Source organism: Paenactinomyces guangxiensis, assembly GCF_016055185.1.
Lineage (GTDB): Bacteria > Bacillota > Bacilli > Thermoactinomycetales > Thermoactinomycetaceae > Paenactinomyces > Paenactinomyces guangxiensis.
In genome coordinates this window covers 1-12,599 of the sequence record NZ_JAECVR010000041.1, presented here as the reverse complement: position 1 = coordinate 12,599, position 12,599 = coordinate 1, and the positions used below count along the sequence as shown (strand labels likewise).

The window sequence follows — 12,599 nt, the reverse complement described above, 5'->3', positions numbered from 1 at the left end:
CATCACTAAATCTTTTGGGTTTGCCGCGTCGCGGCAAACGATCCACAAAACGCATCATCAAATTATCAATACAATGAAAAATTTGATAAAGTGGATGTTTCTTGGTGAAAGTCGTGCTAAACTCATAATAAATCCGCCTCCGTGGTTTTGATGATGGGTAGCGCTTTCATTTTAACCATAAATTGGCGGATTTTTCTATTTATTTATGACGATTAATGCAACAACCTCTTATAGTGAATTTTATCGAATTTGAGGAGCTGCATGGCTTGTTGTAGCGGATATAACACCGAAGGAATATGAAGGTGATAATGAAATTACTTTTGTTGTTTCTGATGAGGACGCAGCTGTTGATCATGTACTGGATCATAATGGGATTCCTCATCGTTACCATCTACCTAGTAATAGAGATTATACTGATGAAGAGTTTGAAGAAATTTTTAAGGACGATGAGGATGAAGAAATTTAAAGTGGTTGGAATCATGGGAGACTGGGTTTATTAACTCAAAATGAATGGCAACAAATAAATACACCAAAATTAACCTTCCGGAGGATCATTGTGGTTATGTTTTTTGATTAATACCTGGTGTTTCATCTCAACCAGCCCCCACTTTCCGCAATTGTATAGCAGCCTGCTGAAAATCGTCCACATACTTTTGATAAGTGGGAAGATTGTTTCTCTTACAAATATCCGTTATCTCCAGCAAAATGTCAAACATCGGGAGGTTAAAGGAATGTTTTTTGCTTAATTCCAGTGCCTCTTCAAAGATCTTTAACCCCTTTAAATCCTTTGATTGTTTTAAATAGCAGTGCCCCAATCCGATCAGCGCCTGTACAAGGCGGTAATCATCGTGAAATTTCTTTCCGCGGCGAACGGCTTCCTCAATTGTCCTTTGCGCAAGATCCATTTTATTTTGTTCCAGGTATAACAACCCTGACTGGGTATATGTTTTTATCGTTAAATACTTTTTCTGAATGTTGCCTTCTAACTCCAATGCGGCTTGAAAGCAGGCCTCGGCATTGGAGAGCAGTCCTTTTTTTGCATACGCTTCCGCCAGAGATGACCAGAGTTCAAAACAGCGATCATACATCATATCAATTCTCGCTTTATCTCTTAACCCGTCAAGGGCAATTTCGATCGCTTCATCGTATCTGTGCAGTTTGATCAATAATTCAACCCTGATTTGATACAAATTAAGCCTGGCTTCTGCGGTATCAACCAGGTGAATATCATTCCAAATTTCTTCAACAATGTTTAATGCTTCGCTGTCTCTGTTTTGTTTTTCAAGCACACTCACCTTGTTAATCCATAAATGATATTGAAAATGAAGGCGCTCTCCACTTGGATTAAAGGCTTCAATCCCTTTGGTTGTGTATGACAATGACTGTTCCAGTTGATTCAGATGGTTGCAGATTCTTCCTAAATAGTAATAGCTGGCTGCCACTACGCTGCAACAACATTCGCAAGTGGAGCAGTTGCACAAAGAGGTTGTGATCGGGGAAACAGACGGGCCAGAAGAGATTTGTATTCGATGTTTTGTTCAGTATCGGCCCAATCGTCTGATGCAGGTTGTTCGGATGGTGACAGACCGGGGAGAGGAGATTCATGATCCGGTGTTTGACCGGATGCAGGCAGATGCAGATCGAAGAAGGTAAAACATGGTTTGCGGGAAAGGCATTTTGATTTTTGCAGATAAAAAAAGAGCCAAAAAATGGCTCAAACAAAGAATCGTTGACCTGATTATAACATGATCGGAAACAAGTTTGGACAGAGGAGTCCTTGAAGGATGGGGGAGAAGGCTTTGGCGGAAGATGAATCGGCCACCGCCACAAAAGGTCAAGTATCAGGATTTGTGTTTTATGGAATGGCAAACTTGGCTTTTATTCCCCTGTTTAGCATCCAAAAGAGATCTATCACTTTATGAACGACCTCCAATCCCAGCCCCAGTACGGGGTTCAACTGGAATCAAAAAGATGTCTTCTTCCTGGTTTTCAAGAAAAAGAAATCACGGCTTATGTCAACTATGTCCCGAAAGAACGAAAGCCCATGACGGTCACCCTTAAGACACCGGAAGGAAAAGATGTTCAAATCAACCTGTTGGATGGTGTCACTGTGGAACTGGATCAGGGGATTACCTATATCAGCGGCAAAGTCTTTGATATTTTCGGCTAGTTTATGCAGCCCGCTGTCCCCCTGGCAGGCGGAAGGAGGAAAAGAGGATGGCGAAAAATGAAACGCAAAATGACATAAAGAAAAGCGAAGCAGTCAGCAGCTTCGTCTATGTTCTCGCAAACTCGGATATCCCCGGCACAAAATCGAAGAAGTCACCCGCGAGCTTAGAAATACATTTAAACTGACTGTGCGATTTGCTCCAAAATAAACGGATTCATACGTTGTTTTATCAAAGGGTCCATTCTGTTATCCTCTCATAATATATTTCTTGTTAACAAGTATAAATGATTTCAAAAAAGAAAGGGAATATTGAATCTTCTCCCTGCTAATGGTAAAGGAGCAAAGGAAAGGCTTGCTTGATTAGTTTCTTTTCCTTTACAAGAATCAACTCACATTAGCGATGAATCATATATAGTATAATTATGAATGAATAGTCACTCAAGAAGAGCGGGGAGTATATGATGAGAAAGATAGCCACAGAAACCAGAGAAGTTGACGGGGTTCATGCGTTACGGGGAAGCTTTTCACTATTCGGATTTCCTTTTTTCTTTTGTACCTATGTAGTAGACGGATTGATGATTGATACAGGGCCTGTATGTGCCCGCAGGCAAATCAGGGATTTTGCCTCCCAATTACAGCTGCAACAAGTGGTTTTAACCCATTGGCATGAAGATCATTCCGGAAATGCAGCGGTACTGGCCGGGGAGAGGGGAATACCTGTCTGTTTGGCATCTAAAACGGCCGGTTTGTTAAGTACATCGGCGCTTCCTTTTTATCGCCGTTTGGCGTGGGGGGATGTAACGGAGCCGGTTACCGGCAATATTGTAGACAGGTGGATTGAAACTCCACGGCACCGCTTTCGGGTGGTTGAAACACCAGGGCATTCCGAGGACCATATCTGTCTGGTTGAAGAGGACAAGGGATGGGTATTTGCAGGTGATCTTTTTTTGGCAACCCGGTTGAATTACGGGATGAAAAATGAATCTGTCCGACAGATGATTGAATCAATCAAAAAGATTTTGAGTTATCCGGTAGAGGTGATTTTCTGCGGTCACGCCGGAGTGGTGAAAAACGGAAGGAAAGCATTTGAGAAAAAGCTTCATTATCTCGAGTGGCTGAGGGAAGAAACCGTACAGCTGGCACAGGCAGGCTGTGACCCCGGCGAAATCACGAGAAAATTATTACCGCGCCAGTATTTGCTCCGTTTGTTATCCCAGGGAGAGATGTCACCCGCCCACTTGATTCACTCGATCCTGGAAGAAGAGGGTTGCCATGCATGCTAAACCACTTATTCCGGTTCAATCAAGGGCAGCCGTCGAAGCGGTTGCCCTTGATTTTGCTGTGGGAGTGTTAAAATGTCACCGGCAATTCTTCCAGACCGCGCATCAAAAAGGTGGGCCGCCATTTTAAGGTTGCCGGATTGACTGCCAGTTGGATATCCGGCATGCGGGCCAGCAGTGTTTGAATGGCAATTTCCCCTTCCAGTCTGGCCAGCGGGGCGCCGAGGCAATAATGGATGCCGAGGCCGAAAGCAATGTGCCGGTTGTTCTCCCGCGTGATATCCAGTTGATCCGGGTTTGCAAATTGTTCCGGGTCCCGGTTGGCGGAACCCAGCATGACCAGAACCATATCGCCTTTTGGAATCTTTTTACCGCCCAGAAAGATATCTTCACTTGCCCAGCGGTTGGTGGCGATTTCCACCGGGCTGTAGTAGCGAAGCATTTCTTCCACTGCGGAGTGGATCAGCTCCGGCTGTTGTTTCAGCTTTTCCATTTGCGCAGGGTGTTCCAGCAATGCCAGAATCCCGTTGCCGATCAGGTTTACCGTGGTTTCGTGTCCGGCAATGATCAGGAGAAATATCATGGCGAACAGTTCTTTTTCAGTCAGCTGATCACCCTCAGACTCGGCATGGACCAATCGGCTGACGAGATCGTCTCTGGGTGTTTGCCGGCGTTTGGTGATTAAATCGTGCAGATAATCGATAAACTCTTGAACTTGAGGTTGGATTTGCCTCATTTTATCCGGTTGGTTTGTAGCGGAGATAATGGCATTGGACCACTCACGGAACTTATCACGGTCTTCAGCGGGGATTCCTAACATCTCACAAATGACAATAATCGGCAGGGGAAAAGCAAAATCGTCGATCACATTCATTTTCCCCTTGTCCTGAACATCATTTAATAAGGTATGGGCAATTTCTTCGATACGGCCGCGTAATCCTTCAACCATTCTGGGTGTAAAGGCTTTTTGTACCAAACTGCGCAAACGGGTATGGTCAGGGGGATCTGAACTTAACATATGGTTGGTAAGCAGATCTGATTCAGCGAGCACCCTGTTCGGCTTATCCGTATTGAGCACTTTGCGCGGGTTTTTGATAATCCGGTCGTCTTTCAAAACAGCCAGGGCATCTTGATACCTGGTAATTAACCAGCCATGATGGCCTGAGGGCATGGTAATCCGGTGTACCGGATCATTCAATCTGAGCTGTTTATAAATCTGATAGGCATTTTCTTTAAATTCTGAGGAAAAAAGGTTAATTTCCCATACTTTATCAGTGGATTCCGGCATTTTACCTCTCCTTTGACAGATAATATTTTTATGAATAATATAATTCCATTAAATTATCATTAATCCTTTCTTTTTTCCCGAAACTTTAAAGTTAATTGAAGAGGGATCACCCGATATACTTTTTCCCCATGTCAAGTAAACTCCTGGCATATCCCCAGAAGTCAAACGGTGAAAAAATGGCAAAAAAAAGGCTCCCGCAGGAGCCGTTGTTTCATATTTCGTTAGCGGCAATCATTTGTATCAACCGGGGCATGGAGGGATCGAAACCTCCCATGTCATAGGACAGCGGGTCATCAGGGTCAACCAGTGTGATATTGTAGGGGGTCAGTGTGACATAAATCGCCTTGATGCCGGGATTTATCTTTCTCCGATACTCTGCCAGTGCCTGGCTTGGATGCCTGCTGCCTGCCCAGGATTCAGAATCAGTCCAGAAACAAACAATATCTGCATGGAACCGTTTTTGCAGCATCCAATCGTACGCAGCAGATGCATCCGTAGCGCCGAAAGTTTGGTTGCTCGCCTTTTTCAGAGCGGAGGAGAAGTTATCTTTGGCGGTCACACCCAAATCCCGGAACTCGGTGGAGAATCCGCGAATCATGTAATTCTTCTCTGCTTTCGCAGATACCAGTGCCATCGTGGTTGCAATCTCGCTGCAGGATAAGCCGACCGAAGGCACCTGAGCCCAACTCATCGAACCGGAAACGTCCACCGCGTGCATGAATACCTTTCCGGTCGGCTCCTGCACCTCAAAGGACACCTCAACCGCTTGATTGAGAATGTCCACAATGCGGGGAACAGGTTCCCAGGTCTTCTTGCTTCTGCCGAATTGTCCCCCTGATTGATAGGTTTTGAGCGCTTTTAACACATCAATCGGATGGATGCGCCCTTTTTTCAAATAATCTTTGTTGTTTAACACAGACTCAATCCGGTCCAGATTGGCCGCTTCATCGGCGCGCAGCACTCCGATCTCGGTCAGTGACCCCAGATTGCGGAGCATGGCGGTGATCGGCATACCTTCAAACAGCAGTTGCCACGCTTTTTTGTCCATGATTCCAACTGTGGCCATTTCATGGGTTAAACGTCCTTCCCGGATCGCTTGATGCGTCCCGTCCGGATTGCGTTTAAGCCACTCGTACCACCAGATTTGTTTCATGGAATCGGACGGTGGCTGTTCAGGCAATCGGTCCCAACCTTTGACAATCCATTGAAACAGGTGTTGATGGTCAACCGTCGGGGGCTGAACGTGAAAGAGGCGCAATACGTCGCGATTGGAGAACCCGTGGCGTTGCTGATATTTGAGAAGCTGGTAAGCCAGACCTTTTACATCATTTTTGGATAACCATTCCGTTCCGGCTTTGCGGACGATTTTTCCAAATCCGCGCAGTGCTTTGGTGTAGGATAGCCATTCATAAAAGTGAGCCGCTGTTCTGACAACTTGTGGGAAGATTTCCAGAAATGATGTTTTGGCTTCTTTTTTGCTTCCCATGGAAAGCAGGACCAGACCCAGCAAAGGTGCACTGTTATTCACAGAACGGCCGTCGGAAGCATAGACGATCTCTCCGGCGGCTCTAATCGGATCTTCTTCAATCGCTCCTTTTAAGGTGTTCACAAACTCTTCTGTTAATTCATTGCGTCCGGCATAGAAGGAACCACTCGCCGTTCCGGTGATCAGGCAGCGGCGAACCATTGCCCATGTGCCGGCCTCAAACATATATCCGCCTGAACGGCCTTGAATCATCTTTTTTCCCGGGATCGGTTCAGTTTGGGGAGCAGACTTAAACTTGCTGGTAAAAAATTTGTACATATCAAACACCTCCGGCCCTGACAGGGCAAATAACAAAGGGCAAGGAATCGACCGGGGAATCGCATCCGCCTGTGAAAAGCTGCCTGGTGACATACGGTAATCCCCGGTCTTCGCCTTTAACACGTTCAGCGAGGCGGGATTTGAACCCGCTGGTCTTTTGACATCCAAGTCCCTCGATAACCTTCAACCTTCGGCCCGGCAGGCGAGTTTTGGAAAAAGGATCACTTACCTGGCGCTTCCACCTGAAGCCTCTCGCTGGCAGAAAAATGGATCAAGAAATGTAAAAGAGGGCGAGTACTCGGACAAGGGAATTCGACCGAGGGGGATTTGAACCCCAAACACCCGGCTAAACCGGCCTCACCCAGCGGCCCGGTAACCCTTACTCCTTCGGCCCTCTTTTTGTCGGACGAGCTGGAATCGAACCCGATAACCCTTTTTCTTCGACCCGGTTGGATAAGTAATGAAAAAGGGGTGCCGACCTTCTCGGCTACCCGCCCATGTGTTTGAAAAAAGGGGACAGAGCAGGACTCCAACCTGCAACCCCCAGGTTTTAAACGATAACCCTATGTCCTTCGACCCGTGAGGATAAGTGACCGGACCAGGGAAACGGACTTATCAGTCTGCCTGGTGCTCTGTCATTGAGCTATCTGTCCCTCAGAATGACGAAGGGGACACCTTCGCCTGTAAACAGAAACAGCGGACAAACTTTGCCCTCAAGTGGACTGCGGACAGGGCAGGAATCGAACCTTGCCTTTCCAGCTTGGAACGGTAACCCTCTATCCTTCGACCCGTTGAGGATAAGTGAGCAGATAAGGGAACACAGCTGGTGACTGGCCACTCAGTCTACCCGTCCACATCCGGATCAGAGAGGGCAAGGAGTGGGTGAGGACGCGTGGTACGCCGTGGGGGGACCCGAACCCGAGAGGATTCCAAAGAATCCAATGCACGCCGACCGTGTACCCAATCCACGCTTTTTCAATGGTGGCGATAACCCTCAACCCTTCGGCCCTGGATTTCCTATTGTACGTAAATATTTTTATGATGTCAATATTTTATATTTTTTAAAATACGTAAGGTAGAAAGCTTTCCGCCTAAAAAAATAATTAACATACATTTATGTTTAGAAAGTTTATAAAAGGGTAAATGATTAGTGTCAAAAATGATTGATGATGGGGAGGAATGGATATGTTGGCAAATCGAGTCGTTATGATTACAGGAGCATCCAAAGGATTAGGAAAAGCCCTGGCACTTGCTTTTGCGAAATCCGGGGCGAAACTGGCCATTGTTGCCCGTGGAGCGGAAAAATTGGCCGCAGTGAAAAAAGAGCTGGAACAATCAGGAGCGGAAGTGCTCGCAATGACGGGAGATATGGCCAATCCCCGTGATGTGGAACGGTTTGTGGCGACGACGGAGGCTGCTTTCGGGCATATTGATGTATTGATTAACAATGCGTCTGTCTTCGGGCCCAGTCCCGCTCCATATTTGCTTGACTATCCTGAAGAAGATTTTATGGAAGTGTTGCGTATCAACACGATTAACCCCTTCCTGGTGACGAGAAGAGTGATTGCCGGAATGCTGGCAAGGGGAAAAGGTTCGGTGATCAATGTAACTTCCGAAGCGGGACGGGTGGGTTATGCCGGTTGGGGCGCTTATGGAATCTCCAAATTTGCGCTGGAAGGATTAACCCAGACATGGGCAGATGAAGTGGACGGAACCGGTGTGCGGGTGAATGCGGTGGACCCCGGTGAAATGGATACGGAGATGCATGCACTGGCGGTACCCGATTGCGATTATGAACTGGCAGATCCAGAAGATGTGGTGGAGGTATTTCTCTATCTGGCATCTGATCAATCCGGGCATGTGAACGGCCGGCGCTTTGAAGCCCAGTCTTTTGCGCGGGAAGGGAGGGAAAGCTGATGGCTGTACCTGTAACCTTTACCCTTCCGCAAGGGTTGAATGCCTCCGCCCCGCCTGAACGGCGGGGGATTCGCCGCGACCATGTCCGATTGATGATATCCGACCGCCAAACGGGCAAAACGGTTCACACCCGGTTTTATCAGCTTGCCCGTTATCTGCGTCCGGGTGATGTGATTGTTTTAAACACCAGCCGAACGGTTCCCGCTGTTTTGCAGGCGAGTTGGATGAGAGAAGAGAGTGTGCTGTCAACTGCGACAGAGATTCGTTTAGCCCACCGTTATGATGAAGAAAACTGGGATGCAATGGTGGTTGCAGAAGGCGTACGGGCCGGGGATCGTTTTCATTTTTCTCCTTCACTCTTTGCAACAGTAGTGGCGGTCCGGGAACAAAGCCCGTTGCTTCGTCTCCGCTTTTCCTTGCGGGGCTCCGATTTGTATGAACAGATTTATGCCCTGGGAGAGCCGGTCCGCTATGAATATATTAAACAGCCCTGGGACTTGGATTACTACCAGACAGTCTACGCCAGTGTGCCGGGTTCGGTTGAGTTACCCTCGGCGGGGCGTGCTTTTAGCTGGGAGATTTTGCTCCAATTGCAGAAAAAAGGGGTGCAGATCGCTTATCTCATCCTTCATACCGGACTCAGCTACCTGCTGGATGATCGCTTTAAGATGAAACCGGAGGAAAACTGTGAACAATTCGTGATTTCTCCAGAAACGGCGCAAGTGATTAACAGGGCGAAACAGGCGGGGCATCGGATTATTGCGGTAGGTACAACAGTAGTAAGAGCTTTGGAGAGTGCGGCTTTGTCGGACGGGACTTGCCTGGCGAAGCAAGGTTGGACCTGTTTGCACATTGACGAACATACTTCCTTAAAAATTGCGGACGGCCTCATGACCGGTTTTCATGAGCCGGAAGCATCCCATTTGGACTTATTAAGCGCTTTTGTTTCACCGCCGCTGTTAACCGGGATGTACCGGGAAGCAATCCAAGAACGATACTTATGGCATGAATTTGGCGATATCCACCTGATCATTTAGGGGGCAAAAAAGTGTTGCATCATGTGGGGATTGAAGTCAGGAACTTACAGAGATCGATTCAGTTTTATCGAAAGTGGTTTGGTTTTTTAGTTGAGAGAACGGAAATTTTAGGAGGAGAGAGGCTGGCTTTTTTAAAACTGAATGATTTCAGGATTGAATTGGTGGAGGACTATCCCCGCTCATCCGGGTTTTCCATAGTTCACCTGGCCTTTCAAGTGAAGGACTTAAAAAAAACGATTGAGGAGATGAAAAAGCAGGGACTGAAGATCACAGAGCCTGTGGCGCATTTGGAAAACGGGTGGCGTAATGCGTTTATTCAGGGCCCGGATCAAGAGGAAATTGAGCTTATCGAGTTTCCGGATCAGTAAAAGGATGTAATAAACTGGGTTCTTTCGCTCAAAGGAAAGGACTCAGTTTTTTTATTGTTTTTACATAAGCATGCCAATCTTATACCAAACTAACTAAAACAACTGGTACAGGGACGGATTTAAGGAGTAGGATCAGTTATGGATACAGTTACTTTGGCACGGGCATTTTTCGGCACTTCTCTTGCCTTTCATATTATTTTTGCCACATTGGGGATTGGATTATCGGCAATGGTTTTTCTCAGTGAAGTGATACATAAGTGGAAAAACGATAATGATTACGCCATCATGGCGAAACGATGGACCAAAACGGTGGCAATTTTGCTCGGTGTTGCCATCCCGAGCGGAACGATTGTCGCTGTCCAATTATCGTTATTGTGGCCGGGGTTTATGAAAATTGTCGGCCAGGTTATTTCTGTACCCTTTCAAATTGAGATTTTTGCCTTCTTCCTGGAGGCGCTTGCTCTGTCCATCTATGTTTACGCCGCTGATCGTTTACGGCCATCGATGCGGGTCCTGGCGGTGTTGTTGGTGCATATAGGCGCGGCGGCTTCAGCTGTTCTGATCACTTCGGCAAATTCGTGGATGAATACGCCAGCTGGTTTTGATATGCGGCCTGACGGAACTGTCTACAATGTGGCCCCCTGGAAAGCGTTTTTTAACCCCAGCTTTTGGGATGCTGCCTATCATGTGGTAGTGAGCGCATTGATGACAGGGTCTTTTGCCGTTGTGTCTGTCGCCGCTTATAAGCTTCTCAAAGCAAGGGAAAGGAAAAAAGAAGCTTCTTTTCACAAAAAAGCGCTTCTCCTCTCATTAACCGTTGCTTTTCTCATGTCCTTATTAACAGCTGTGTCCGGCCACGGAGCGGCGCAAAATTTACATCAATACAGCCCGGAAAAATTGGCGGCAGCCGAAGGTTTATTTAAAACCCAGCGGTATGCTCCTTTAGCGATTGGCGGAGTGGTTGACCCGCAGACACATGATTTGAAGTTTGCGGTTGAGATTCCGTATTTTTTAAGCTTTTTAGCCGGAAACCGTTTTGACACGGAAGTGAAAGGATTATATGACTTTCCGGAAGAAACATGGCCTCCTTTTTATACGCATGTTTTGTTTGACACAATGGTTGGGATTGGGATGCTGTTACTGCTTCTCGCAGCAACGGGTCTCTATTACTGGTGGAATCATGTCAGAAAACGCGGAAAGCCTTTTCCGCCCTGGTTGCTCTGGACTCTTGTTCTGTCAGGACCGCTGTCCATGCTGGGGATTGAATTTGGATGGATTTTCAGTTGCAGCGGCCGTCAGCCCTGGACGATTTACGGTTACCAGAAAACGGTTGAAGCGGCCACGCGGGCGGAACATCTGGGAGTTTTGTTTGTCCTGTTTACTTCTGTGTATCTGTTGCTGTGTGTGATGGTTGTTATTGTCCTGAGATCGTATTTTAAACGGAACCCTTTAAAGAAAGACTTTGACCGCTTTGCAGCCTACTCATAAGGAGAGAGCGCCTGATGAACCAACCCTCTGTTGTGGAGCCTTCCATTGCGATTCTCGTTGTCTGGATTTTTTTATATATCTATAGTATGGCCGGATCGATTGATTTCGGGGCCAGCTTTTGGTCAATGATTTATTTGACTAAAAACACGCAAGCTGGTAAAATCGCCAACCGGTTTCTTTCACCTACGTGGGAGATTACCAACACGATCCTGGTTTTATTTGTGGTGGCCGTGGTCGGTTTTTTTCCAAAAGCGGCTTTTATGCTGGGAACGGTTTTACTCGTACCCGTCAGTATTATTTTGCTGCTGATTTCACTGCGAAGTGCATTTATGGTATTTGCCTATTCACTTCAGGGATATGAGAGAACACTTCGCCTCATCTCCGGGATTACCGGCTTTTTAGTCCCTGTCCTGTTAATCAGCGCTCTGCCAATCACAGAGGGGGGATTTATTCAATCGATTGGCGGAAGGGAGACCTTATTATTTCATAAATGGTTGACCAGTCCGTCAGTATATATGTACATGCTGTTTGGATTAACATCTGAACTGTTTTTGTCGGCTCTGTTTCTGGCTGATTATGCGCGGGAGGCCGGCGAAAATTCTACCTATCATATCTATCGAAAAAATGCCATCCTGTTCGGGCCGATTACCCTGATTGCAGCAGTGGTTACCTTGCTTGCTTTAGAGCCTGAAGCAAAATGGCTGCTGGATAATATTGGTGAACAAATTCGCTGGTTTATTTTTTCAATCATCGCCTTTTTACTCGGGTATTCTGCATTGTGGTGGCCCGATCAAAAGAAAGGCAGGGGAAAACCGCGTGTTGCCGTCATCGCTGTTGCCATTCAATACGGACTGGCGACATTTGGTTACGGAATCGCTCATCTCCCATATATTGTTTTTCCGGATTTAACGGTTAGCAATGCGTTTACAAATATGGATACCTTTTATTCTTTGCTATGGGTGTTTACCATTGGGCTGGCCATTTTATTGCCGGGGTTTGTTATCTTTTGGAGACTTTTTCTTAAGGACAAGAAGTATCTGCAACGGGAATAAGTTGTTTTTGTTTGGATAAATATTGATTTATATTTTTTTAAAAAAAGTCTTGTGCAAATGTTATACCCTGTGCTATATTAATTCTTGTCGCCGCGGAGAGCGGTGAACGCAAACGAAACAAACGCACCTTGAAAATTAGATATGGAATAAAGCAAATGACACACTTGGTCAAGTATGTCAAGTTGCATTCACCGG

Annotated in this window: 13 protein-coding genes and 2 tRNA genes; 10 read left to right on the top strand and 5 right to left on the bottom strand. The window is 46.5% G+C overall.

Annotated elements, in window-relative coordinates; translation table 11 throughout:
- Window positions 1-593: 593 nt before the first annotated feature.
- Window positions 594-1,442: a tetratricopeptide repeat protein gene (locus I8U27_RS21205; protein WP_181754995.1), complete on the bottom strand. Its 849-nt coding sequence runs from the start codon at window positions 1,440-1,442 to the stop codon at window positions 594-596.
- 31 nt (window positions 1,443-1,473) lie between these two features.
- Here I8U27_RS21205 and I8U27_RS19895 point away from each other — a divergent pair, with 31 nt between their 5' ends.
- The 5 genes from I8U27_RS19895 to I8U27_RS19875 all read left to right on the top strand — a co-directional run bounded on the left by I8U27_RS19895 (window position 1,474) and on the right by I8U27_RS19875 (window position 3,453).
- Complete coding sequence (locus tag I8U27_RS19895; protein WP_181754993.1) at window positions 1,474-1,653, top strand: hypothetical protein; 180 nt, start codon at window positions 1,474-1,476, stop codon at window positions 1,651-1,653.
- Between the two features lie 131 nt (window positions 1,654-1,784).
- A complete protein-coding gene (locus I8U27_RS19890) occupies window positions 1,785-1,922 on the top strand; it encodes a hypothetical protein (RefSeq protein WP_181754991.1) in 138 nt (45 codons plus the stop codon).
- The gene (locus tag I8U27_RS19885; RefSeq protein WP_181754989.1) at window positions 1,919-2,170 is read left to right on the top strand and encodes a hypothetical protein; all 252 of its coding nucleotides are present in this window, start codon (window positions 1,919-1,921) and stop codon (window positions 2,168-2,170) included. The genes I8U27_RS19890 and I8U27_RS19885 overlap by 4 nt, the downstream gene beginning before the upstream one ends.
- A gap of 47 nt (window positions 2,171-2,217) precedes the next feature.
- Complete coding sequence (locus I8U27_RS19880) at window positions 2,218-2,355, top strand: hypothetical protein (protein ID WP_181754987.1); 138 nt, start codon at window positions 2,218-2,220, stop codon at window positions 2,353-2,355.
- Window positions 2,356-2,631: 276 nt separating this feature from the next.
- Entirely contained in the window at window positions 2,632-3,453 is an 822-nt protein-coding gene (locus I8U27_RS19875; RefSeq protein WP_181754985.1) for an MBL fold metallo-hydrolase, read from the top strand.
- A gap of 67 nt (window positions 3,454-3,520) precedes the next feature.
- Here the strand turns inward: I8U27_RS19875 and I8U27_RS19870 are convergent, their stop codons facing one another.
- The 4 genes from I8U27_RS19870 to I8U27_RS19855 all read right to left on the bottom strand — a co-directional run bounded on the left by I8U27_RS19870 (window position 3,521) and on the right by I8U27_RS19855 (window position 7,395).
- On the bottom strand, window positions 3,521-4,738 hold the full coding sequence (locus I8U27_RS19870) for a cytochrome P450 family protein (RefSeq protein WP_181754983.1): 1,218 nt from the start codon (window positions 4,736-4,738) through the stop codon (window positions 3,521-3,523).
- 211 nt (window positions 4,739-4,949) lie between these two features.
- Window positions 4,950-6,710, bottom strand: coding sequence for a TROVE domain-containing protein (locus I8U27_RS19865; protein ID WP_198065920.1), 1,761 nt, complete (start codon window positions 6,708-6,710; stop codon window positions 4,950-4,952).
- Between the two features lie 345 nt (window positions 6,711-7,055).
- Window positions 7,056-7,195 (bottom strand) — tRNA-OTHER (locus I8U27_RS19860).
- 72 nt (window positions 7,196-7,267) lie between these two features.
- Window positions 7,268-7,395, bottom strand: a tRNA-OTHER gene (locus I8U27_RS19855).
- 332 nt (window positions 7,396-7,727) lie between these two features.
- Between I8U27_RS19855 and I8U27_RS19850 the strand changes: the two genes are divergently transcribed.
- The 5 genes from I8U27_RS19850 to I8U27_RS19830 all read left to right on the top strand — a co-directional run bounded on the left by I8U27_RS19850 (window position 7,728) and on the right by I8U27_RS19830 (window position 12,404).
- Window positions 7,728-8,459, top strand: a complete 732-nt coding sequence (locus I8U27_RS19850; protein ID WP_181754981.1) for an SDR family NAD(P)-dependent oxidoreductase — start codon at window positions 7,728-7,730, stop codon at window positions 8,457-8,459.
- Window positions 8,459-9,496: an S-adenosylmethionine:tRNA ribosyltransferase-isomerase gene (locus tag I8U27_RS19845; protein WP_181754979.1), complete on the top strand. Its 1,038-nt coding sequence runs from the start codon at window positions 8,459-8,461 to the stop codon at window positions 9,494-9,496. The genes I8U27_RS19850 and I8U27_RS19845 overlap by 1 nt, the downstream gene beginning before the upstream one ends.
- 11 nt (window positions 9,497-9,507) lie before the next feature.
- Window positions 9,508-9,864, top strand: a complete 357-nt coding sequence (locus tag I8U27_RS19840; RefSeq protein WP_181754977.1) for a VOC family protein — start codon at window positions 9,508-9,510, stop codon at window positions 9,862-9,864.
- Window positions 9,865-10,002: 138 nt separating this feature from the next.
- Complete coding sequence (locus tag I8U27_RS19835; protein ID WP_181754975.1) at window positions 10,003-11,352, top strand: cytochrome ubiquinol oxidase subunit I; 1,350 nt, start codon at window positions 10,003-10,005, stop codon at window positions 11,350-11,352.
- Window positions 11,353-11,366: 14 nt separating this feature from the next.
- Window positions 11,367-12,404, top strand: a complete 1,038-nt coding sequence (locus I8U27_RS19830; protein WP_181754973.1) for a cytochrome d ubiquinol oxidase subunit II — start codon at window positions 11,367-11,369, stop codon at window positions 12,402-12,404.
- The last annotated feature ends 195 nt before the right edge of the window (window positions 12,405-12,599 follow it).